Origin of the sequence: Pectinatus cerevisiiphilus (assembly GCF_004341685.1) — a bacterium.
GTDB classification, from domain to species: Bacteria; Bacillota; Negativicutes; order Selenomonadales; family Selenomonadaceae; genus Pectinatus; species Pectinatus cerevisiiphilus.
In genome coordinates this window covers 67,272-91,829 of sequence record NZ_SMAA01000002.1, presented here as the reverse complement: position 1 = coordinate 91,829, position 24,558 = coordinate 67,272, and the positions used below count along the sequence as shown (strand labels likewise).

At 41.4% G+C, this 24,558-nt stretch carries 20 protein-coding genes and 4 riboswitches; of the genes, 9 read left to right on the top strand and 11 right to left on the bottom strand.

Features of this window, described 5'->3' with window-relative positions; genetic code table 11:
• From aroC to aroB, 3 genes are read left to right on the top strand one after another with little or no spacing between them, the layout of a single operon-like run.
• Positions 1-1,149: a chorismate synthase gene (aroC, locus tag EDC37_RS01550; RefSeq protein WP_132547230.1), complete on the top strand. Its 1,149-nt coding sequence runs from the start codon at positions 1-3 to the stop codon at positions 1,147-1,149.
• The gene (locus tag EDC37_RS01545; protein ID WP_132547228.1) at positions 1,146-1,655 is read left to right on the top strand and encodes a shikimate kinase; all 510 of its coding nucleotides are present in this window, start codon (positions 1,146-1,148) and stop codon (positions 1,653-1,655) included. Before aroC ends, EDC37_RS01545 begins: the two co-directional genes overlap by 4 nt.
• Positions 1,652-2,737, top strand: a complete 1,086-nt coding sequence (gene aroB / locus EDC37_RS01540) for a 3-dehydroquinate synthase (protein ID WP_132547226.1) — start codon at positions 1,652-1,654, stop codon at positions 2,735-2,737. The genes EDC37_RS01545 and aroB overlap by 4 nt, the downstream gene beginning before the upstream one ends.
• A gap of 150 nt (positions 2,738-2,887) precedes the next feature.
• Here the strand turns inward: aroB and iadA are convergent, their stop codons facing one another.
• From iadA to EDC37_RS01525, 3 genes are read right to left on the bottom strand one after another with little or no spacing between them, the layout of a single operon-like run.
• Complete coding sequence (gene iadA / locus EDC37_RS01535) at positions 2,888-4,078, bottom strand: beta-aspartyl-peptidase (protein WP_207900813.1); 1,191 nt, start codon at positions 4,076-4,078, stop codon at positions 2,888-2,890.
• Positions 4,079-4,109: 31 nt separating this feature from the next.
• Positions 4,110-4,595: a YjiG family protein gene (locus EDC37_RS01530; protein WP_132547222.1), complete on the bottom strand. Its 486-nt coding sequence runs from the start codon at positions 4,593-4,595 to the stop codon at positions 4,110-4,112.
• Positions 4,588-5,253 carry a nucleoside recognition domain-containing protein gene (locus EDC37_RS01525; protein WP_132547220.1) on the bottom strand — a complete coding sequence of 222 codons (666 nt, stop codon included), beginning with the start codon at positions 5,251-5,253 and terminating at the stop codon, positions 4,588-4,590. The genes EDC37_RS01530 and EDC37_RS01525 overlap by 8 nt, the downstream gene beginning before the upstream one ends.
• Before the next feature lie 228 nt (positions 5,254-5,481).
• Between EDC37_RS01525 and EDC37_RS01520 the strand changes: the two genes are divergently transcribed.
• Positions 5,482-7,161 (top strand): sigma-54 interaction domain-containing protein, encoded by a 1,680-nt coding sequence (locus tag EDC37_RS01520; protein WP_132547218.1) that lies wholly within the window; start codon positions 5,482-5,484, stop codon positions 7,159-7,161.
• A 115-nt stretch (positions 7,162-7,276) separates the two neighbouring features.
• On the opposite strand, the gene EDC37_RS01515 is transcribed toward EDC37_RS01520, so the two are convergent.
• Positions 7,277-7,483 carry a DUF1858 domain-containing protein gene (locus EDC37_RS01515; protein ID WP_132547216.1) on the bottom strand — a complete coding sequence of 69 codons (207 nt, stop codon included), beginning with the start codon at positions 7,481-7,483 and terminating at the stop codon, positions 7,277-7,279.
• A gap of 188 nt (positions 7,484-7,671) precedes the next feature.
• Here EDC37_RS01515 and EDC37_RS01510 point away from each other — a divergent pair, with 188 nt between their 5' ends.
• Both EDC37_RS01510 and EDC37_RS01505 read left to right on the top strand, forming a co-directional pair.
• Positions 7,672-8,472 carry a prolipoprotein diacylglyceryl transferase gene (locus tag EDC37_RS01510; protein WP_132547214.1) on the top strand — a complete coding sequence of 267 codons (801 nt, stop codon included), beginning with the start codon at positions 7,672-7,674 and terminating at the stop codon, positions 8,470-8,472.
• A 54-nt stretch (positions 8,473-8,526) separates the two neighbouring features.
• Positions 8,527-8,871: an ASCH domain-containing protein gene (locus tag EDC37_RS01505; protein WP_132547212.1), complete on the top strand. Its 345-nt coding sequence runs from the start codon at positions 8,527-8,529 to the stop codon at positions 8,869-8,871.
• 128 nt (positions 8,872-8,999) lie between these two features.
• On the opposite strand, the gene EDC37_RS01500 is transcribed toward EDC37_RS01505, so the two are convergent.
• The 7 genes from EDC37_RS01500 to ribD form a co-directional block, all read right to left on the bottom strand.
• A complete protein-coding gene (locus tag EDC37_RS01500) occupies positions 9,000-9,260 on the bottom strand; it encodes an SHOCT domain-containing protein (protein ID WP_231040153.1) in 261 nt (86 codons plus the stop codon).
• A gap of 88 nt (positions 9,261-9,348) precedes the next feature.
• A complete protein-coding gene (gene rodA, locus EDC37_RS01495) occupies positions 9,349-10,464 on the bottom strand; it encodes a rod shape-determining protein RodA (RefSeq protein WP_132547208.1) in 1,116 nt (371 codons plus the stop codon).
• Between the two features lie 144 nt (positions 10,465-10,608).
• Positions 10,609-11,166, bottom strand: a complete 558-nt coding sequence (gene yfcE, locus EDC37_RS01490; protein ID WP_132547206.1) for a phosphodiesterase — start codon at positions 11,164-11,166, stop codon at positions 10,609-10,611.
• Between the two features lie 52 nt (positions 11,167-11,218).
• Complete coding sequence (gene ribH, locus EDC37_RS01485; RefSeq protein WP_132547204.1) at positions 11,219-11,683, bottom strand: 6,7-dimethyl-8-ribityllumazine synthase; 465 nt, start codon at positions 11,681-11,683, stop codon at positions 11,219-11,221.
• A 68-nt stretch (positions 11,684-11,751) separates the two neighbouring features.
• A complete protein-coding gene (locus tag EDC37_RS01480; RefSeq protein WP_132547202.1) occupies positions 11,752-12,963 on the bottom strand; it encodes a bifunctional 3,4-dihydroxy-2-butanone-4-phosphate synthase/GTP cyclohydrolase II in 1,212 nt (403 codons plus the stop codon).
• A gap of 74 nt (positions 12,964-13,037) precedes the next feature.
• On the bottom strand, positions 13,038-13,691 hold the full coding sequence (locus EDC37_RS01475; protein ID WP_132547200.1) for a riboflavin synthase: 654 nt from the start codon (positions 13,689-13,691) through the stop codon (positions 13,038-13,040).
• Between the two features lie 4 nt (positions 13,692-13,695).
• Positions 13,696-14,793: a bifunctional diaminohydroxyphosphoribosylaminopyrimidine deaminase/5-amino-6-(5-phosphoribosylamino)uracil reductase RibD gene (gene ribD / locus EDC37_RS01470; RefSeq protein WP_132547198.1), complete on the bottom strand. Its 1,098-nt coding sequence runs from the start codon at positions 14,791-14,793 to the stop codon at positions 13,696-13,698.
• 144 nt (positions 14,794-14,937) lie between these two features.
• A riboswitch (FMN riboswitch) is annotated at positions 14,938-15,052 on the bottom strand.
• 364 nt (positions 15,053-15,416) lie between these two features.
• Positions 15,417-15,594, top strand: a riboswitch (cobalamin riboswitch).
• A gap of 357 nt (positions 15,595-15,951) precedes the next feature.
• On the opposite strand from ribD, the gene EDC37_RS01465 reads away from it, so the two are divergent.
• The 3 genes from EDC37_RS01465 to EDC37_RS01455 all read left to right on the top strand — a co-directional run bounded on the left by EDC37_RS01465 (position 15,952) and on the right by EDC37_RS01455 (position 23,509).
• Positions 15,952-21,213, top strand: coding sequence for a TonB-dependent receptor domain-containing protein (locus tag EDC37_RS01465; RefSeq protein ID WP_132547196.1), 5,262 nt, complete (start codon positions 15,952-15,954; stop codon positions 21,211-21,213).
• A gap of 99 nt (positions 21,214-21,312) precedes the next feature.
• The gene (locus EDC37_RS01460) at positions 21,313-22,605 is read left to right on the top strand and encodes a hypothetical protein (RefSeq protein WP_132547194.1); all 1,293 of its coding nucleotides are present in this window, start codon (positions 21,313-21,315) and stop codon (positions 22,603-22,605) included.
• 286 nt (positions 22,606-22,891) lie between these two features.
• Positions 22,892-23,509, top strand: a complete 618-nt coding sequence (locus EDC37_RS01455) for a hypothetical protein (RefSeq protein WP_132547192.1) — start codon at positions 22,892-22,894, stop codon at positions 23,507-23,509.
• A gap of 481 nt (positions 23,510-23,990) precedes the next feature.
• Positions 23,991-24,167: riboswitch (cobalamin riboswitch) on the top strand.
• A 144-nt stretch (positions 24,168-24,311) separates the two neighbouring features.
• A riboswitch (cobalamin riboswitch) is annotated at positions 24,312-24,494 on the top strand.
• The last annotated feature ends 64 nt before the right edge of the window (positions 24,495-24,558 follow it).

The window sequence follows — 24,558 nt, the reverse complement described above, 5'->3', positions numbered from 1 at the left end:
ATGCTACGTTTTCTGACGGCCGGTGAATCGCACGGCCAATGCCTTACCGCCATTTTAGAAGGTCTGCCTGCCGGATTAAAAATCAACATTGACGAAATAAACCAAAAGCTGGCCCGCCGCCAGACAGGATACGGCAGAGGCGGCCGCATGAAAATAGAAACAGACAAAGTCGATATTCTATCAGGCGTCCGTTTTGCTGAAACATTAGGAGATCCGATTACCTTACAAATAAAAAACCGGGATTGGAGTAATTGGCTCCAAAAGATGTCGGTCACTGGTGAACCATTCGGAGAAAAAGTGACAGCCGCCCGCCCCGGCCATGCCGATCTTGTTGGCATACATAAATATGACAGAAAAGACATCCGTGATATTCTGGAAAGAGCCAGCGCCCGGGAAACAGCAGCAAAAGTAGCCGTTGGTGCCGTCTGCCAACAATTTTTACAGGATATAGGTATTTCCGTATTTTCCCATGTCGTAAACATAGGCGGCGTTGAAATAGACCGGCACAACATAAATTATGCTAAATTAGCCAATAACACATCCGACCTTAACTGCCTGGACGAAGCCGCGGAAACTAAAATGCGGCAGAAAATCCGTGAAGCCGGACAAGCCGGTGACACTCTGGGTGGTATATTCGAAGTAATAGTAAAAGGCGCACCTGAAGGACTCGGTTCACACATTCAATGGGATAAAAGGCTTGACGGTAAACTCGCCCAATCCCTGATGTCTATTCAAGCGATAAAAGCAGTAGAAATAGGCGAGGGTGTCTCTTATGCATATAATCCCGGCAGTAAAATGCATGACGAAATGTTTTATGATGAAAACAAACAGGTTTATCGCCGTACCAATCATGCCGGTGGTCTGGAAGGCGGCATGACAAACGGAGAAGATATCGTTCTTCGTGCCGTAATGAAACCAATCCCTACCCTCATGTCACCCCTTCATTCTATTGATATTGAAACAAAGCAGGAAGTGCTGGCTTCCAAAGAACGCAGCGACGTCTGCGCTGTAGCCGCGGCCTCAATAGTTGGTGCGGCTATGGCTGCCTTCACCATAGCTGATGCAGTCTTGGAACAATTCGGCGGCCATGCCATGAATGATGTAAAAAAAGCCATTGAAAACTACCAAAAAAGACTGGGAAAAAGATGATGAACATAGTTTTAATAGGTTTCATGGGGACAGGAAAAAGCAGCGTCGGCCGTCTTCTTGCGGAAAAACTTAGCTATGCTTTTGTCGATACAGACGCACTAATTGAAGAAAGGGCAGGCCTGTCCATCCCGCAAATGTTTGCTAAATTTGGTGAGAAATATTTTCGTCAACGGGAAAAAGACATCATAAAAGAAACTTGCAACCGCACTCACACTGTCATCTCCACCGGTGGCGGAGTCCCAATATTTGAAGCGAACAGGCAGATTCTGCAAAACGGCCGCAACATAATCGTCTGCCTGCGTGCCAACATCCCCACAATCTTAAATAGGACAAAAGGACGTGGTGACAGACCACTGCTCAAAAATGACCTGCATAAAATGCAAGCTCTCTTAAAGCAAAGGATGCCCTTTTATAATCAAGCTGACTTTATAATAGATACAGATGAATTATCGCCATTACAGATAGTAAACGAAATAATGGTATATCTACGCAGGAGGAAAAAGTGAAAACAGTACAAGTCCCTTTAAAAGACAACAGCTATAATATTTATATAGACAATGACCTGCATGAAACAATTACCAGTTTTTTTGCTAACAGTAACTTTTCACGCACAGCACTCGTTGTTTCTGACAGCAACGTCGATAAGCTGTATGCGGCACAGACACTTGCGGCATTAAAAAAAGCCGGATTTGCGCCCCAGCTTACCAGCATACCTGCCGGTGAAAAATCAAAATCATTTTTCGTAGCACAGGAATTATACACAACGGCTATCAAAGCCGGCCTTGACAGAAAATCCCCCATAATCGCCTTAGGTGGTGGTGTAGTGGGCGATATTGCCGGTTTTATTGCCTCTACATATATGCGCGGCATTCCTTTTATCCAAATGCCGACCAGCTTACTGGCACATGTTGATTCCTCTGTCGGCGGCAAAGTAGCTGTAAACCATCAGCTCGGCAAAAATCTGATTGGTTCTTTTTACCAACCCAAGGCAGTATTCATTGACCTTGACATGTTACAAACACTGCCTGTCAGGGAAATATCCACCGGGCTTGCCGAAATAATAAAATATGGCCTGATCTATGATAAAAATTTCTTCACTTATATCACTGACCACTCCGCTGATATTTTTGCCCTAAATAATGACGTGCTTAAAAATATCATTGCCAGATCCTGTGAAATCAAAGCTGCCGTCGTTGCCAAAGACGAAAAAGAAACAGGTCTGCGCGCCATTCTCAACTTTGGCCATACATTGGCACATGCCATCGAACGAGAAACAAAATACGAAAAATACAACCACGGTGAAGCCGTATCTATTGGTATGGTCGGCGCAGCTATTATCAGCCGCGACTTAGGCTTCATCCAGGATGATGTGATAAAGGCCATCTGCCACGTTCTTGAATTATGCCGGTTGCCGCAAAAATGTACTTTCTGCTCAGAAGACGGTATTTACCAAGACCTTTTCCATGATAAAAAAACCGTCAACGGTAAAATCAATTGGGTGCTTTTAGACGAAATCGGAAAAGTCCATTCTGATAACGCTGTTCCCGAAAAAACTGTACGCCATGCCATCAAAAGCATACTCGCATAATGACCTCGCTATAAAACAACATCTCATAATTATTCCATTTAAAAAGGCTGCTCCAATAAAATTGAAGCAGCCTTTTTGGTCTGCAAAAGCTGGCATAACAACTATCTTCCCACTAATAACATGAGAACGCAATCGCTATAATTTTTTTATTTAATGCTTACCATGTTCAAACGTTCCCCAGACTACCGGAGTTGCATCTTTTACCATTTGCGTACCTCTCGCCCATACATGTTTGAGTGCAAAATCTTTATCAACAACAGTAAAATCAGCATCCATTCCTTCTTTTAATGTTCCCTTTGCCGTTAATTTCAGAACCCGGGCAATATTACTGGTCACTAAGCGGATCGCCATTGACGGTGCAATTTTTTCCAGCTTCACCATATCCCGTATTTCCTGCAACATCGACTTTTGGCTGGCTACACCTACACCAACGGTATTTCCCTTTTCATCAAATATCGGCATGCTGCCATTACCATCTGAACTCATTGTAATGTTATCTATAGCAACACCTGCATCCAAGGCCTGCTTAACTGCCTGACTTGGTTTAACCGCTTTTGCCGAGCCCGCACTAGGACTAACGCCTGAAGTAATATCCATTATACCACCCTGTTTTGCCCACTTAATACCTTCTTTAAGCAGCGTATGATTGCGGTTTATATGCGTAGGAATAAACTGGGTCATAGGAATTTCGCCACCATCAACGATTTTAAACAATACTGCCAGTCCATCTTTTCCATCACCGATATGCATATCCACAACACCGGCTTTAGCGCTGAGCATCCCACCCACGCGTGACTGTGCTGCAAGATTTTTGTATTCCTGATAAGAAGGCTGCGCCGAACGGTGGTCAGATAAAGCGATTTCACCAGCACCGATAATTTTATCGATAATTATTATATCACTGCGGACGCTGCCGGTTATAGTCGGTGTCGGCAGTTCATACGCCCCAGTATACATATAAGCAGATATTCCTTCTGTTTCCAAAGCGCGTGCCTTAGCCAGTAAATTAACTACACTGCGCGTCGTACCATCTGTACCAAGACAGCCTACGACAGTAGTCACACCAGACGTAGTTATCTGCGACAAAAGAATTTCCGGTGTTCTCGTCGCAAAACCACCTTCACCGCTGCCTCCCGTTATATGCACATGGCTGTCAATAAAGCCCGGCATCAAAATACAATTTGACAAATCCACGACCTGACAGGGATAATTCTGCGGAGCAATCAAATTAGGCCCTATCGCCGCTATTTTTTCACCCGCAATCAGGATATTCTGTCTGCCAATATCTTCAGGGGCTAAAACATCAGCTCCACATAATAATGTAAAAAATGGTTTTGTCATAATTTAATTCCTTTCATTGCCCATTGCAATATCACAAAAATAATAATATAAACCGCATCGCCCATATAGAAAGCAGCGCATTTACCACACAAATCCCTATTATAGCAAAATAATGCTTAGAATTAACACCAGCAATACCAAGACAGCGACCGACATTTTGCACCGGATTTCCCATTAAATAAATAGCCGGAATAAGCATTGTCACCTGCGCCGCAGTCAATGAATCCGCATTGTACAGACTTACTGCCATGCCTACGGCTCCGCCCATACTCATTATAGAGGCAATTATAACCATAGCAGCTTCTCCCGGCAACCCCCAAAGGGCCATTACCGGTGCAAACACATTGCCAATAAGCTTAAGCAGGCCCGTCACATCAAGAATGCGGATTATAACGAACGCCATAACGACATTAGGCATAAGGCTGGTAGTGCCAATGGTAAATCCACGGCGCGCACCTTCAACAAAAAGGTCTAATATATTTTTACTTTTAACCTCAGCAGTTTCACCATTAGCCATTGTTAGTCCCCTCCTGGGAATGATTTTTATATACAGTTTTTAAGTACAGACGCATTAAATTAGCGCCGATTATTTTAAAGATAACCATGACAATTATAGGTACTATAATCGGTACCAGCATAAAAGAAAACACCGCTGATCCCGAAGAAAAATAATTAGTTATAAATGCACTAGCACTAGTCTGATAGGCTATATTAACGGAACGTTCCTCATCCGTTATTTCCTTTTCATCCACCAATTCCTTCACCATACCGGCAGCAGCATCCGTGCTTTGCATATTGGCTATTGTCGCCAGCATACAAATACCGGGAATACCCAGCAACGGCCTCAATATTGGTGTCATCAATTTTTGTGCGGCCCTTAATCCTCCCAGCCCGTCAACGACATTGACTATCCCCAATGCCAGAATAATAGCAGGAATTAATTCAATGGAGAACAAGAAACCATCTCTGGCCCCGCTGCCACCAGCGCCGCGAAAATCCAAAGCCTGTGCACCACTTTGAATTTTACCGAAAGCCCCATTCAACGTGTTAAAATCAAATACCTTGAGCCAGCCCTCATTTGCAGAAAAAATACCAGAAAAAAGTATAATAGCTGCAAATAAAGCCAAATAACCCTGCCAACCTACTTTTATAGATTTTTTCTCTTTTTCCTTCATGGTCTATCCCTCCTAAATTAATGAACACATATTTATATATGCAAATAGCGTGCCAACTTTTCTTTTCCACCGAAATAATTAAAATTAATCTATTTTCTCTTAAAACATTATTTACTAAAGTATTTTTTCCATCGTAAAAGGATTTTTGCGTAGAAAAGGGAATACATTATAATGTTATAGTTTTATATCCCTTTTATTTTTCCCTTTTATCATATGGAGGCATATATTTTGAAAACACTTATGTTCATCGCGATGGGGATAAACACCACAGAAGCTTGCACGCAACAACTGCATAAGCTCTTAGGGGCACGTGTAAATATAATATCTTACAGCGTCAACAACGGGAATATTCCTTCACATTTAAGCGCAGACCTCATAATCTTCGCTAGTCACGAAGCATATATCCATGCCAAAAGCAGCTGCCGTGGTTCCACGGTTTTAATAGCCCGCCGGGCAATAAACTATCACGAAGTTGACAAGCTTTTTGCTTTAGAAGCAGGTACAGACGTCCTTTTGGTCAACGATCTGCCCGACAGTACCAACCGCACGATTGCCCTTTTGCAGACTATCGGCATTGACCACATAAATTACCACCCCTGCTGCCCGCAAATGGCCTCCTATCCCCACCTCAAAATAGCTGTAACTCCCGGTGAAAGAGAACTCGTACCAGATTTTGTCGAAAATATCATTGATATAAAAACTCGTCTTATTGATATCACGACAATCGTCGAAATGCTTTCACATTTAGGCTTTCTGCATCTCTATGCAGATTTTTTGTCAGCGAATTATGTACAGGATATCATTCGGTTAAGTAAAAAAAGTTACAATATAAGAAACGAAATCCAGCAATTAAAAACAATGGTATCCCAAAAACAAACAAAAAAGGGAAATATTGCTGTATATACCTTTGATAAAATTTTAGGCAAAAGTAAAGTATTGTCCCAGGTAATCACTCGTGCCCAAAAAATGGCAAAATCCAACTCACCAATCTTAATCCAGGGCGAAAGCGGCACAGGTAAAGAGCTTATCGCCCAGAGCATCCACAATGCCTCCTCATATTGTAAAGGGCCTTTTGTCGCAGTAAATTTTGCATCATTGTCAGAAAGCCTCCTGGAAAGCGAATTATTTGGTTACGTTCCAGGTGCTTTTACCGGTGCTAAACGGGATGGTGCTATCGGCCTTTTTGAAGAAGCAACCCATGGTACCCTCTTTCTTGACGAAATAGGTGATGCCCCATTATCATTTCAAGTAAAACTACTACGTGCCTTACAAGAAAAACAAATCCGCCGTGTAGGCGGCAGCAGGACAATACCAATAAACGTGCGTGTGATAGCTGCCACCAACCAAGATTTAGTAAAAATGATTAACAAAGGCTTGTTCCGTAAAGATTTATACTACAGGCTTAATGTGCTGCCCATCGAAATGCCTTCCCTGCGGGATCGTGGTACTGATATAATGTTGCTGGCCAAAACCTTCTACCAAAGGCAGGCAATGGAACATGACACGCTGATAATCTCCCCAGAGTTTTATTTCAATTCGATTATTCCATACTTACTGCATTATGATTGGCCCGGCAATATCAGGGAATTAGAAAACACCGTAGAATATCTCACTACCCTATCGCCTGATACATCGCCCGGCCCGGAACTACTCCCCTCCAAAATGCAAATGCCAGCAGTTACCCAGAAAAGTTACCAAAACGAAAACCCCTATACTGCCAAAGCATTAAAAGAAAGGATCTTAGAAGAAATAGAACTTGCTAATATTAAACATACCTCGATAGGCAGGCGATCTCTGGCAAAAAAATTATGTCAACCAGAAAACCATATACGTTTTTTTATTGAAGAACTAAAAAATGAAGGCCGTATATTATCACGCCGTGGACGTGGTGGATTGTTAAAAAAATAATCCAAAAAGAGCAGAGATTTTATATTCATCTCTGCCCGTTTAATATCAAAAACACTATACAAACATAAAACCCGCTGCTATAAAAATTTTATAACAGCGGGTCTATGTAAAAATATTACTGAAGCTGAGCATCAGCAACTTCATTGAGGTCTGCCATCAGTTTGTCAATATCAATGCCGTGAGCCAAAGCTCCCTGTTCAATATTTTCAAAATGAGCAGCAGCACAACCGATACATCCCATACCTGACATAGCAAAAACATCAACAGTTTCAGGGTATTTCTGAACAACTTCCATAATACCCATATCCTTTGTAATTGTCATATTATTATCCCTCCTACACGTAATGGACTACGCTTTAATTATATCACACTTTTATATTTTATTTGCTAAATTTTTATATTCGAGTTAAAATATTACAATGAAATAAGATAAGCTTTTATTTCGCGTCACTTCTTAAAATAAGCAACTATAAATTCAGCACAAAGAAAGGCATCTCCATTAACAATACTATGTTTACATTAGGTTTTCTTCATATATATTGGTATGGCCTTACTGTCGTCTTCGCTATACTATTAGGATTATTTGTAACGTGGCTGAACACCAAAATACACCACGAAGACTTTTCCCCTGTTATTGATATGTTCTTATGGGGCATTCCGCTCGGTATAGTTCTCAGCCGCGGCGTATATGTGCTCCTGCATTGGCACCAATTTATCGACAAGCCCTTCAGTATATTTTTATTAAGCCATGGCGGAATGTCCATTTATGGCGCCTTTGCCGGTTTTCTGCTTGGCTGCGCTTTCTACCTGTATTTATCAGGTAAAAATTTTTGGTATTGGATGGATATTCTCTTACCGGGAATGGTTTGCGGCCTCATCGTTGACCAAGTCGGTAATTTCTTTATGCAAAACACCATTGGTCTTCCACTGGTCACTGTTATAAGCAACCATGATTTGGCTGCCTATGTTGATTTTAAACAACGTCCATCTGGTTTTGAGCATTATCTATATTTTGAACCAGTAGCATTATACCAGGCGGTCGTATTGTTTTTTATTTTTCTTTTTTCTCTTATACTCACCTTTCTCCAAGTAAAATTTAGAAAAATATATCGTGGCAATATTTTTCTAATATGCATGGTACTTGTTGCGATAGGCCATTTTACTTTCAGTTTTATGTACCTTTCTACGCAAGAAGATGCTATCTTACATGCCAACCAGTGTATTACCTTAGCCGGAATAATCTGCGGCCTGGTCGTTTACTGGCAGCGAAAAAGGAACTTCAAGAAAAAACATACATATCATTTTGAATGATTACGTTTAATATATTGGGGAGTTATTTATCCCCTGATAGGAGAGATAAAGCATATGATGTCATTAAATTTCCAAGCACCCAAGCACGAAAAATTACTAATGGTCCGCCAAAAAAACTGTACTGTACGTTTAGGTGACGTAAGCAGACAATACCCTGAAAGTTCATTAGTCTGGATAACTACAGGCGGTAAGCTACAACCTAAGAAAAAACTTTTTGTTGCTTTCTTAGATAAAGTACAAGTAAAGAAAATGGCTGAACTGACCTCAGAAGATCTTGACCACCAAAATCCAGAAATAAACACACGTGAAGACCTGATTGCTGATTTTGAAAATATCTATAAAAAAAGAATAACAATGGATGATACCGTAACAGTCATCTATTTTTCCGAAGTTCTATAACATCCCAAAACATCGTTAAAATAAGAAGCTCCCCAGTAATATATCACTGGGGAGCTTCTTATTTTATTACACAGTTAAATAAAAAAGTAACAATAAGTTTACCGACGAAACAACTTAACGGGCAAAACTTATTCTAATTCTTTTTTCATTTTCTGAAATTCTTCAGTCGGTATTTCGCCTCTTGCATAACGTGCCCTCAATATTTCCAGTGCCGCGTTATCTTGCTGACCACGCAAACTCCGGTTATTAACATTGCGAAAAATATTTTTGTAAAGATATATTATCGCCAAAATTACTAATATAGTAAATGCCAAATGTGTTATCAGGCCAAAACCGGCGCCTAACAAGCTAAAGCCATAATGTCCGCCGAAACCGCCATATCCCATCATAATATATCTCCTCCTTTATTTGTCTACAGTATATGCCCATATTGTGACCTTTTTGTGGAGAAATTATGAATTATTGATGTAATATTAATTAGAAAATTAATTGCTGCCTATTATTATATATATTTAGGAGCAGTCCCATTCCCATGATATTGGTTATCAGCGAACTGACCCCATAACTTATAAACGGCAAAGGAATGCCTGTTACTGGCATAATACCAATAGTCATACCAATATTTACCAAAACATGAAAAGCCAGCATTGATGTCATGCCCACTGCGAGCAGCATTCCCAGATTATCACTTGCTTCACGGGCTATCCTAATTCCCCGCCACAAGATAAAAAGGAATATCAGCAACACAATTGTCGCCCCAATAAAACCCGTTTCTTCTCCTATTACCGCAAAAATAAAATCTGTATGGTTTTCCGGTAAAAAATTCAGTTGGCTCTGCGTCCCATGAAATAATCCCTTTCCGTACAAAAGCCCTGAGCCAATAGCTATCTTCGATTGTATTATATGATAACCGGAGCCCAACGGATCAATATTAGGATTAATAAATACCATCATACGCATTTTCTGGTATTCCTTCAAGAAATGCCAGAATACCGGCAAACAAGAAAGCCCTATCCCGAAAATTATACCTATCAATTTCATATTGACACCGGCAGCAAAGATCATCCCGAAAAATATAGCTAGAAAAACCAAGGCAGTTCCCAAGTCAGGCTGAGTGACAACAAGGAAAAACGGTACTATCAAATACAGTGTAACCGGCAGCAATTCTTTAAACGTATTCAACTTACCTACACGATTTTCTAGCAAAACAGCTAACGATATTATCATTATAAGCTTCGAAAATTCAGAAGGCTGAAAACTGATCGGCCCGATCTGTATCCACCGTTGCGCGCCGAGTGCAGAGTGTCCTGCTATATCAACAGCAAAAAGCATCAATACATTAAAGATATACAATTTATTACCCAAATGCTGGAGTACACGATAATCAAACTTCATCATCAAAAATACGATTAACGCCCCTACCAGAGCAAATATGCCCTGCCTTTGTACATACCAATACCTTTCACTGCCCGGTGTATTGATGTGAGTGGCACTGCCTATTATAACAATACCGATCAAAACTAGAATTGACACCGCTATTATAAGCGGTAAATCGATTCGATGTAAAATTCTGCTGTTGCTGATGTTGAACATTATGCCTCAACGGCCTCCCTGCATTTATGTTTATATATTAGTAGTTAATTCTATATTCTAAAGCAAAAGCAGTGGAATGTAAATATCCCACTGCTTTTACTTTCACGGTAAATACATGAAGGTAAATCTTGCTATTTTTCTCCATTACCGATCTATAGACAATAAAACTTCATCTGTATCTATATCAAATATCTCAATCTTCTTATCGCTCAAAACAGCTGCTGTCTGCCGGCCATCTTCTCTTTTGCTGAGCGCAGGGGAACCCGGATTCAGAAATATGGTATTACCACGTTTTTCCAATACATTAATATGTACATGCCCGCTTATGAATAAATCGGCTTTCAAATGGGCTGCCATATCATCTTTTTCTTTATCTGTCATGACATAATGTCCATGCGTGGTGACTATCTTAAACCCATCTATTACGACGTAGGTGTATGGTGCCTGGATAGGCATATTTAAAACCAGCGTATCCACTTCACTATCGCAATTACCGCGTGTCACAACCACCGGCATTGGCAAACTATTAAGCTTCTCAGCCAGTTTTGCCGGATTATAATCTGGCAGCATAGGATTTCTTGGCCCATGATAAAGGACATCACCAGCATGAATAATCATGTCAGCATCCGTAAACAATTTATTGTAAGCCAGCGTAAATCTGTCGACACAGCCATGTGTATCGCTGATAATTCCTACTTTCAAAGCAATCAGCCCCTTACTTCTTAACGTTTATCGCCGCGCATAAAATCCACTTTTACATCTTTCTGAGCAAATCTGCCATTTCTATGGCACCCATAGCCGCATCAGCACCCTTATTGCCAACCTTTGTGCCGGCGCGTTCGATGGCCTGTTCAATGTTTTCTGTTGTCACAACACCGAAAAGTGTTGGTACACCGGTAGAAAGCCCTACAGCAGCAACACCTTTAGATACTTCATTGCAAACATAGTCATAATGCGTCGTCGCTCCGCGGATAACAGCACCCAGGCAAATGACAGCATTATATTTACCACTTTGTGCCATCTTTTTAGCGACTAATGGTATTTCAAATGCTCCTGGTACCCATGCTACAGTCACATCTTCTTCAGCCGCATCGTGCCGGTTCAATGTATCAAGCGCTCCCGAAAGTAATTTATTAGTTATAAACTCATTAAAACGAGCCACTACTATTCCAAATTTCAAACCTTTTGCCGATAAATGACCTTCAATAACCTTTGCCATAATGCCAACCTCCACATAAATACTTTTTAAATTAATTAAGGAACAAACTATAGCTTCTATTAAATATTTCAGCCCCGGACATTATTTAAGAGATGTCCCATTTTTTCTCTCTTTGTCTTGAGATATTTTGCGTCAAAATCATTAGCAGGAATTTCAATAGGTACTCTTTCCACAATTTTTAGACCATATCCTTCCAGTCCTGCTCTTTTTTCTGGATTATTTGTCATCAAACGAATGCTCGTAAGGCCAAGATCAGCTAAAATCTGTGCGCCAATACCATAATCACGCATATCAGGTGCAAAGCCCAGCATAATATTGGCTTCTACTGTATCCTTGCCTTGATCCTGCAAAGCATAAGCACGTATCTTATTGGCAAGGCCAATACCGCGCCCTTCCTGCCGCATATACAGCACAACGCCTTCCCCTTCCGCTTCGATGCGGCGTAGTGACTCAGCCAACTGTTCACCGCAATCGCAGCGCATTGAACCGAGGATATCCCCAGTCAAGCATTCTGAATGAACACGCACAAGCACATTCTTTTTCCCACGGACATCGCCCTTAACAATAGCAATATGACATTTATCATCAAGTTGATTTTCATAAGCGACTATTCTAAATTTGCCATACTTGCTCGGAAAGTCAGCTTCCGCCACTCTCTTCACAAAACATTCTGTGCTCTTACGGTATTTTATCAATGCCGCTACTGTTATAAATGATAAGCCATGCTTTTTAGCAAATTCATACAGCTCTGGTGTGCGTGCCATATGTCCGTCCGCACTCATTATTTCACAGCAAAGTCCAGCCGGTTTTAAACCTGCCAACCTCGCCAAATCAACGGTTGCTTCCGTATGTCCGGTACGCCGCAGCACACCGCCTTCAACAGCACGCAGCGGAAAAACATGTCCGGGACGACGCAAATCCGTTGGCTTGATATCATCTTCCATCATCTTTTTAACCGTCAATGCCCGTTCAAAAGCAGAAATTCCTGTAGTGGTATCAACATGGTCAACAGAAACAGTAAATGCAGTTTCATGATTATCTGTATTGTGTTCAACCATAGGAGCAAGTTCCATTTTATCAATAAGGGCAGCATCCATAGGCATACAAATAAGCCCTTTGGCATAAGTGGCCATAAAATTCACTATTTCTGGTGTGACCAATTCTGCGGGAGCAAGTAAATCCCCTTCATTTTCTCTATTTTCATCATCTACAACCAACACCATTTTACCATTTTTAAAATCTTCTATTGCTTTTTCTACCGAATCAAATTTTATTTCCATTAAAAGAGCCTCTTTTCGTAAGATAATATTTATAGGATCGGCTGTTCAGCCGTTATGAAACATCCCAAAGCTTTTCAAAAACCATTTTTACTCAAAAAATTTATATCAATCCCGGAAGGCTGTGGTGTTCCCTCAGTTTCACGCAGAAAAAGCAGTTTCTCTACGTATTTTCCTAGGATATCTGTTTCTATATTTACCGATGCACCTGTACTTTTCTGGCCTATAGTCGTTATTGAAGCCGTATGCGGAATAAGCGATACAGAAAACTTACTGCTGTCAACATCAACTACTGTCAGGCTAATACCATCCACTGTTACCGAGCCTTTTTTGACAATATATTTCAATATATCCTTAGCAGCACTGATTGCCACTATGATGGCATTATCTTCTGGTTTCTTGCTTATCAATTTTCCTGTACCGTCAATATGGCCGCTTACAATATGGCCGCCAAGCCGTGCCCCAACTTGCAGTGCCCTTTCCAAATTAACAAGGCTGCCTGTTTTCAACTCACTCAGCGAAGTCTTTCTGACCGACTCCGGCATGACATCTGCCGAAAAACTTTTATCCGTATACTGCGTGACTGTAAGACAAGTACCATTAACCGCGATACTGTCACCTATATTGACATCCCTCAAAACCTTTTCGGCCGCTATCGTCAGCCGAACAGACGCCGTTCCATTTTTAATTGCTGCTATATGGCCTACTTCTTCAATTATTCCTGTAAACATAAAGTCACCTCAGGTACCCTTTCACCAAAATATCCCCGCCATCCAAGATATCTGTGAAAACTTCAGTGAGCTGTGCAGCATCACTTAGATTACCGATACCTTCACCAGCAACAGCGGATTTTGCTTTTTCTCCACCGACTAATTTAGGTGCTATGAAAAAATATGCTTTATCTGCCAATTTTTCTTTTATTATACTTCCCATAAGCGTTGCGCCGCCTTCTACCAAAACACTGCATATATCCTGCTGTGCCAGTTTCATAAACAGTTCTGGTAAACAAACACGCCCATTTGCATCAGCCTTGGTTTCAATCAATTGGACATTTTTATCAGCTAACGCTTTCAAACGCTCTTTTGGTGCCTTTACTGTCACCGCTAGCAACACAGGAGCTTCCCCATCATTGAGCAATTTACTGTCCAGCGGGATTCGGCCGCAACTGTCAACAACAACCCGCAGAGGATTTTTCCCATTTTCGCCAAGCCTTGTAGTAAGCGAAGGATTGTCTGCAATAACCGTATTTACGCCCACTATAATTGCATCGTTTATATCGCGCAACCGGTGTCCGTATTGCCGCGATTGCTCACTGGTAATCCATTTTGACTGACCAGTACAGGTAGCTGTTTTCCCATCCAACGTCATAGCACTTTTAATAGTAACAAAAGGCATCTTTTTTTCTATCCATTTAAAAAATACTTCATTCAATTTTCTGGCTTCATTTGCCAATATACCGGTTACTACTTCAATGCCGGCAGCACGCATTCTTTTTATGCCGCGGCCAGATACTTTGGGATTAGTGTCCTCCATAGCTATAACGGCACGCTTTATACCAGCCTTTATCAATGCATCGCAGCATGGCGGTGTTCTACCAAAATGGGAGCAGGGTTCAAGGCTAACATAAATAACAGCACCCTTTGCAAGTTCTCCTGCCGCGGCAAGAGCATGCACCTCTGCATGCGGAGTGCCCGCTTTTCTATGCCAACCGCAGCCAACTACACGACCATCTTTTACTATGACAGCCCCGACCATAGGATTGGGACTGGTTCTGCCCTCAGCATTTTTTGCCAATTCCAGTGCCATTCGCATATATCGCTCATCATCATCCATCGTAACATAGCCTCCCATTATACCGGCAAATAAAAAAAGCTGTTAAACACCTAAGTATTTAACAGCCAAGCGGCAAAATAAAATCAATTACATTCAAACGGAATAAATCAATGTGCTAATCTCGTCAGTTTACCAACAAAACCACACAATCTTTTTCCATCCAGACTATACTGTCGGCCTCGGAATTACACCGAATCTGCCAAAAAGGCTCGCGGGCTTTACCGCCGGTAGGGAATTTCACCCTGCCCCAAAGACTGCTATTAATGATCTTTTTAAGTGTAGTAACATATTGTTACTGCTTATATTATTATAGTACTACATATTACTTTTTATTTCAACATTATTTTTAATTTTACCTCTACAATGATATACAAACTTTCGATCTTACTAATGATATTAATTAGTGTGTTGCCTTTATAGAATCAGTAGACATTTTAAAGTTATGTAGTTATAAAGTAATACTTTATATTTGTAGAAATGTTAATATTGTAAAATAAGTAAGCATTTTATAGTCATATAATAACAAATCGTATTTTAATGTACTTAATAATATGTATGTATATGTATTGACAGTGGACTTTTTAAATATTATCATAACCGTAGAGATTTTTTTCATGTAAGTTTATATTTATATTGGAACAGGTGCCCGCAAGGGCTTAATAGGGAATCCGGTACAAAGCCGGAGCGGTCCCGCCGCTGTAAGGATGAGCAAATCACAAAATACCATTGGGAGTTTTCCCCGAGAAGGTGTGATGAGCAATGAATCCGAGCCAGAAGAACTGCCTGTTTAACGATCACCGTTAGCATCATTGATGCTTACACCTACGAACGATGGGGAGGCGATTTCGTACCGGCAGTATTATTTACTGTCGTAAACGGAATGCGTCGTTATAGCCTTCATCTATTGTAGATGAAGGTTTTTTTGTTACCAATAATTTAATAATAGAATTAATGAAAACCAGGTAATTCTAACAAAAATTTCTATTTTTTATATAAGCAATTAGGGGGAAAATTGTTAATGAAAACCTGCCAGACATAACTTTGCCGTCATCTATGCAAACAAGTTAAAAAATGAACTTATACTTATTATAAATTATAAAAAGAGGCTATTTATATAATGAATCACAATCAGCCAACGTTCAGGGTAGGTACACCCGCATGAACAGAATTAAAAATACTGTAAAAAATAATACTTTATACCATTATCAGCAAAAGCTGCTGCCTTTACTGATAGCCTTATCCCTAGGAGTAACAATCTCCATGCCAAAGGCATGGGCAGATGATGAAATAACAAATGCCAGCGATACAAATGGTCAATTAACAGATAATAGCCGTGGCAGTTCCGAAGATGCTTTTAGTGCTAAAAATATAACCAGTGCCGATGATGTAAGTGGTACCGCCAATGCCATACAAGTTACTGGCGATGCATTTAAAACAACAATAAAATATGAAGGCACCTCTTATGAGATTGCCGCAAGTAAGAATCCTTTCAGTAACAAACCTGCATTACCAGATTTGTTAAAAGAGGTAAATAGTAAGACTGGTAGTGATTACAATGCCATTATTTTTACCGATGCCAATGGCCGTAAACGTGTAGCTTATGCAACAGACGGTAAGATATCAATAGAGGGGTATTCTGCCGACCAGATTATCTCAGCTTATTTTGACGATCCAACTGGAAATGGTACCAGCGATTTACTGACCGCTGACCGCCAGAAAGAATTATACAATATTATTAAATCAAAAGACTCTAATGCTTTAGCCGCATTCCTAAAAAAATACCTTCCTAACTTCCAGCTTGCCAAAATTAATGACCTATCAAAAATCAAGGACCTTCCTGCCTCAGGTTGGGACCCAGATGCACTTGCTGTATCAGACGATAATATCAGTGATATAGCACCTGACTCGTTATCTACCCAAAACTGGGGTCTCGCTGTCTCCCCCAACCAAAAATTTAATTCAAATACATCAACACCTGCCCACTCATACGATTCAAAGAATATTAGTAATGGCGGCCGTTGGCGGCCTATGGACAGGGTTATATATGTAAACTCCCAGACAGGCCTTTTTGATGATACAGTGAAAGTCCACCCATCTTGGAACATAGATGCCAATGGTAATGTAGTAGAAGCTCCAGATCAAACAGGTGATATTACTTGGAGCAACACTGCCGTAACGGACCATAAAACTCCAGTTGCCGGCAACCAATATACTGCAATAACTGTGGGTAACTTAACTACAGGACAAAACTCCGTCATTGACCTAACCTATGCCAACACAGTCGGCGGTTATAATTCACTCGTTTATTCAGCCTATGACAATGGTTTTTATCTCGATGAGAACGGTAACCCGACAGACAAATATCATGGCTATGTCCTTAATCCCAACCGTATCATGTATGTGGACAATGCCGTTTTAGGTGAAGGTACCACCTTCCGTCTTGGTAACTATGTCATGGAGGCCTCCTTACAGCATAAAGGAAGAAATCCCAGTTCAGGTTCCAATGATTACAACTACGATTATGGCTATGTGACTCCAAACGACTACAACTCGGCAATGAAGTTCAGAAGCGGCAATACAGACAGCGTCTATATAACTGATGCCGCCCCAGCCAGCGGTGGTGGCAAGACCAATCTTTATGTCGAACTAGGCTGGGTGCCCGGCGTCGGTATCCTGCCCGCCGGTGATGTAATCCTCGACAAAGATGATGCTTCTGTCGAAAAAGGTAATGTACCGATATTAGTAGGTATTTTACACGGCGGTCAGTATTTCAATGTACTTGCCAGAAAATCACTGGCTGACGGTGTGTTCAGCACTTATGAGATAACGCCATACATAGTCAAGGCAGACAATTATTTTACTGATCCCAATAATCCTGCCAATAAGACAGGGACAGCCTGGTACCTAAGCGGTTACAGTTTTGCCGACACAGGAGAGATGTCCAATACTGGTAAGGCAGTCAGCGATAACTCACTGCTGACACATAACCTCTGGCGGGAAAATTATCTCAATATGTTCCGCCGTACTGACGACCTGCACGCCCGCTATAAAAAGGATGTCCCCGACGGCCACGAAAATACCTGGGGACAGGTATGGCATGGCAAGCTAAACGGCAGTGGCGCTTATGGTAACAGCCTGAGCCAAAATTACACAGGCTGGCAGGGTGGCTACGATAAGCTTTTAAACAAAAAGTTTTATAACGGCAAAGTTTATACGGGGTTTTTCCTGAGTAAAGTAAAGGGCAGCTCCGGCACTTCCGGAGGCAGCGGCAACCAGGACAGTATGGCTGTGGGTATATATGGCAGCTGGGTAGGCGATAAGGGGCATTTCCTTGATGCCGGCATCACAGCCGACCGCCTCAGCAATGACTACAATATCTATGCCAATCTTGGTGACGGCACCGGTGCCAGTGGTAAGGTAACCGGTGATTACAGTGCCTGGGGGTATAATGCCGGCATCCAATACGGCAAACGCAATGAATTAAGCGGTGGTTGGTGGTATGAACCGGCGGCTGCGCTCTTCTTCGGTACCGTTGACTCCACCCATTATAAGCTTAGTAACCATCTCGGCATTGACCAGAGATCTTACAATAATACTACTGGACGATTGCGCCTGCGCATGGGTCGTGACATCGGCACAAGGGGTGATGTCTATGGCAGTGTCGGTCTTATGCATGAGTTTGCCGGTGACCAGGATATAAATGCCTTTTACGGTTACCAGCAGCGTCCTATTGCCACGAACAATGGCAACGATACTTGGCTGGAATTAAAACTCGGCACTGATTACCGCATTTCCCCTAATGGTAAACTCAATCTAGAATTTGCTAGGACAGCGGGACAAAATACAGGTAATAACTGGAGCATCAATGGACGGCTTGATTTCACCTGGGACGGGTTTGGCGCTCCCAGCCGGAAAAAAACGGCTGCTAAAACAACTCCTGAAACAGCCGTCGTAAATGGAAAAGACCAACCGACAGAAAATGCACCAAGCTATAGTAATGCCCACGCACCTACTATGGTCATCGGTGCTCCCGCAGAAAACAAGATTTCCACTGAAAAACCTGCCCAAACAGTTCCTACTACTAAAATAAGCTCTACCGCTAAAGTAAATTCTGCCGCAGTAGTTAATGAAAATAAACCAGCCCAACCGATAGCTTCTTCAACGGCTGCAGCAACAATAGACAATACAGAACCACAGCAGGTTCAAACAGCACCCGCTGTTTCTTCTACTAATAATACATCTACCGATAATACTACAACAGGAATGCCTTCCTTTGATCTTGGCAGTGTCACAGTAGAAGCCAAACGCCCCGAATGGGAAAACCAGCTAAGCCCGGGACAGGTATCCGTTGTTTATACAGACCAGTACAAAGGTGAACAAAAAGATCTGCCTGCCATGTTACGAAGTGTTCCTGGACTTTATGTCCAGAAAGTATCCGGCACAGGGCACTATACGGTAGCCCGTGTGCGTGGTGCTACCGGTGCACAGGTCAATGTTTACGTCGATGGTGTACCAATGAACCTCAACGGTGAAAGTGCCGTCAATTTATCTGCACTGCCGGTCGATAACGTCGAACGTATCGAAGTATACCGCGGCTATGTGCCAGCCCGTTTTGCCGGTGCACCGATCGGCGGCGTCATCAATATCGTCACCAAAAAACCGGATAAGCTAGGCGGCTCCATAACACAGGGCTTTAAATCCTATGGTGGTTATAACGGTACCTACCAACTGACGACACCGCTCGGTGACGGCAGTCTGCTGGCTACCTACCAGCGTGATATCTGGAAGGGCGATTATAATTTCAAACCACAGTATATCTTTCTCGATGGAAAGAGTGCCCCTGATAACATAAAACGTACCAGCAATGGTTACCAAAATAATAACGGCATGCTCAAGTGGCAGGACGATCACTGGATGGCAAAAATATCCTGGAAAGACTTACATGAAGAGCTTCCTGCCAATGTTAGTAAGAATTTTGGCCCAAACCTTCCTTTTGAACCCTATTTGCCTCAAACATTACTCGCCTTTGATGCAGAAAATTATGAAAAAGGTTTTTGGGACAAGACACAAGATACACACCAAAAAGAATTTCTCGTTGGTCGGCGTGATACTTTCGACAAGCTTGACTTTGGCTGGCAGTTGAGTTACATCGACAACAAAAAAGATTATCTCAATACAGGTTATTATAAACGTTACCAGGCGTTACAGGATGCAGGTATAAAAAATCCGGAATCCGTCCTTGGCATGCAGGATATTATCTCTCCCGGTGGTCTCTGGGCACATTACCACTCCAAAAAATGGAATCTGTCCATGGACAGCAGTTATAAAATGGGTGCCAACCATCTATTGGAAATACACGGGGATATGAGCCGGGAAACGATGGATGCCGATGTCAGCGGCAGAAAAACCTATTGGGAAATGTTGCAAGACCTAGGCCGGCAATATATACACCAGTATAAGATCAATGAATACCATTTCAACATCCAGGACACGATCACCCTCAACGATGCCGGTGATTTTAAGTTCACCCCTATCATACGCCTGGACAAAGTCGATATGCAGACAATGAGCGATAATGACCGTTCCTGGAAATACTCAGGCGGTGCCGCCCTGCAAAAGCAGCTCAACGACCATTGGAGCTTTAAGACAACCTGGGGCACTTATAACCGCCACCCGAACTTCTACGAATTATTTGGTGATGGCGCAACGATCGCACCGAATGCCGGTGCCGGTGAATTTTTCGGTACACGAGGCGGTAGTACTTGGGAACACGGTACCCAGTTTGATTTCAGCCTGAACTGGCAGGGTAAATTAGCCGGTGCCGATACCGACACCGTATTAACATGGTTCCAACGCCGGGCAAAAAATCAGTTTGCCCTCTGGACGCCAATGCTACCAAATTCATATAGTACCTATTTCCCAATGGATGAAGCAAAAATCCACGGCATTGAACTCACCCATAATATGAAATGGAAACGCACTACCCTTAATCTTGCCGCGACTTGGCAAAAACCTGAGTACTCAGATGAATCTTCTATAGCGGACGCCGGTATGTCAATGAAATCGACTATTTCCTATACACCAGAATGGGTAATAAATGCCCGACTTGATTACCTCTGGCCTGGTGATAAACTCAACACCTTTATTGAATATAACTACCTTGACCGTCAATTCATAGGCAGCAGTACTTCTGATGCCAGAGAACGATACTGGATGAGCAGCCTTTCTACTTTTGACCTGGGTGCCAAGTATAAATTCAATAAAGACTGGACATTGTCTGCCGGTGTAAATGATCTGTTCAACAGGGGAAAAGATGTTTTTGATATACACTATATGGCCGACGGTAGTATCGAGACAAATACACCGGCTTACCCACTGTCCGGTCGTTCATATTATATGACGCTTGAATACAAATTTTAATAGTACAAATTTAAGGGGGTGGTTCCATTGGGAACATAAAGATTCAAACTAATACTTTCATCTATTAATTTATGGTATATTCTAAAGGAGGAATATAAAATGGCCAATCCATCAGTATTAGCAACAGGTGTAATGAATGATTACAATGTTTCGTCCAATCAAAACGGGGCAATCAGCCAGGTAGACAGCACCGGCGCAGTGCATGCCGGTGTCGTTACCGAAATCGACAAGGATCCGTTTAAAACCCATGACCCGCGTGTACTCAGTTTTAAACAAAGCAGCACAAATAAAGCATTAGTTGCCGATTATGATCTCAGTAATAGTCTTACAAAGTACGGTGTCTTTGACCCAACTGTAGCGGGCACCTGGACACTCGATCCTAACAAATATTTTTCGAATGATGACACCACCAGTAATAACTGGCAAACATCTAACCCCTACAGCATCGTCACCAATGGCAATGACATGTATATTATGGGTTACGACCAAAATACCATTGTCAAAATAGATATGACTGATTACACCTACACCAGCACCTTTTACACTTATACACCGCTTGCAGGGAAAAAAGGTCATGGTGTCGATATGGATAAAGTAACGATAGATGGCACTGATTATATCGCTGCCTTATTTATCAATGATGACGGCAGTTATGCTAATTACGGTGATTCACAGTTAGTCATTCTTGATTTTTCCGGAAAAACCATTAATACTTACAACTTAAATACCAATGCCAATTCGCTCAATATTGACGCTGCTGGAACCCATGCTTATATAACCAGTTATGGTGGCCCCCAAAATGCTGGTGGTAATAATGGCAGCCCCTATACCTCAGAATTGCAGATTGTTGATTTTGGAAAAAATAGTGTCATCCAAACTATCGGTCCCAAAGAAGCACCTGTAAAAACTGGTGATTATATCGATGTTGCTTTAGTCGGCAGCGATGCTTACGTATTAACAGCCAATTATAACGATGACTTTTCCCAGTATACCTACAGACTTGTCAAAGCACCGCAGTCAAGCTTATATACTAACGGTACTTTCGACGGAAGCAGTGACTACACAGCCACCGTTGAATCTGGTGCTACGTGGTTGCTTGCTTATGACGGTGCAGTTCTCTGGTTTGTTGCCGGTAAACTAGTCTATACTATTGATACTGCCGTGGACATGAGCTCTACTGCATTGACATTAAGAGCCAATGCCAATGACCACAGCAGTGACTCCCAAGGATTAGGCATTTCCACTGCCTATGGTCAGCTCAACACAGCCTCCGTTGTCATCCCTTATTCAGCGGCCGCCGGTGTATCCCGTTCTGCTGTAAGTGGTGGACATACCAAGTTTGCCAAAATCATGTTGCCGCGCGAAATCCTCAAAAAGTTCGGCAAAGCTTGATAACGTTTACGAACGCCTCAAGCCAGTAACCATATTTATAAATATTACCATACACTACCATACTTTGCCGCACTATGCACTGTATTAGTGCGGCAAATTTTAATAAAGGTAAAATGGTCAACATCATGCAAAGAACTTCTGAAAAAGTTCGGCAAAACTTGATAACGTTTACAAACGTTCCAAATCAATAACTATATTTATAAGTACTACCCTACACTACCATACTTTGCCGCACTATACCTATACTAGTGCGGCAAATTTTAATAAAGGTGAAGTGGCTAACATCATGCAAAAAACTTCTATAAAAAACACTGAAAACACATCTTTTTCCCAAAAATATTATCTACATAAATATTTCGTAATATTATTTGCTATTTTTTTATTATATCCCGGTTCTGTCTATGCAGAAGACGCCCAAAATGATGCCCTGAACTGGCAGATAAGTGTTCTTCCTCCTGCCGAAACGGCTGCGGAAAAAGAAGCATTACGTTGGACACAACTCATGGACAATTCTATTGGTATCTATTATTTTGACAAAAACAGAATCTTTGCGACGAAAGATCCTTTCGGTAATACAGATAAAAACATTTTACAGGTAGATATAAAGACTTTCTTTGTCAATGAAAAACTTCTTGACTATTTTAATATGACACTGTATGCAGCCCAACTGGGAAAAGACGAAAAGACAGCCTATTGTGTACAAACATTATTATTTAACATGCATGGTAAACTGTACCGTGAATTAAAAACTGACGTTTACACAGATAAAGGCCGCCTACTTGCAGAAACGGCAACGAAATCTGCATGGAAACCTATACCCGAACACAGCTTTGCTGAATTAATGTGGCAGACCTTGCAACAAGTACCCTTGGGACAATTAAAACGGGAAGATGAAAACTCCTGATTATAAATTGTATTATATAAATTTTTTACTTTTTCTAATCTAAATCATCTATCTTCTTTATTTTCCTCTTACACTATGGGCGTATATACGATTTCACCTGTAAACAGATAATAAATGTATTACCACTTTCCTTATTGCGTTGCCTCCTTTTAAATCTAATAATTTTATAGTTCAGTTCTTATTGAGCATAAAATATCTATCCTTTCTTTTGAGTTGTAAAAACTTTAATTGTAATGGATTTCGTTTTATGCTCTTTTTTTGTAAAAAATAATTTCAGGTATACACTTTAAATGAATGATTAAGTCTTTTATGTAAATAGGCGCCTGCTTTATCTAGAAATATTTTGCTAGTTTTTATTAAAAAGTGAATTTAACATATATATGTTTGCCGTAAGAGATTAAATTGCTCATGTTGACAACAATAATATTTTATGTTACCATTAGTTAGTCGATAGTTATTGTTTATATAACTATTAATGATATTTAGTAAATTGGGAACAGGTGCCCGTAAGGGCTTAATAGGGAATCCGGTACAAAGCCGGAGCGGTCCCGCCGCTGTAAGGACGAGCAAATCACAAGATACCATTGGGAGTTTTCCCGAGAAGGTGTGATGAGCAATGAATCCGAGCCAGAAGAACTGCCTGTTTGACAATCACCGTTAGCATCATTGATGCTTATACCTACGAACGATGGGGAGGGGATTTCGTACCGGCAGTATTATCTTTTACTGTCGTAAACGAAATGTGCCGTTATAGCCTTCATCTATTGTAGATGAGGGCTTTTTTATTACCGCCAATTTAATAACAGAATTAATGGAAAACAGGTAATTCTAACAAAGAATTTTTATGGGGAATCCGGTGCAAAACCGGAGCTGTCCCGCAACCGTAAGGAGTAGTTCATCTGCCAATCCTAAAAGGAACCTCTTGCAAAGGGGCAGATAAATATTGATACCGAGTCGGAGCACCAACTGTTTTCAGCATCCATATAAACCTGCGAAAGACGGGCGGATAAATACAGCCAAACCGAACCATCACAAAACTGTGTATGAAG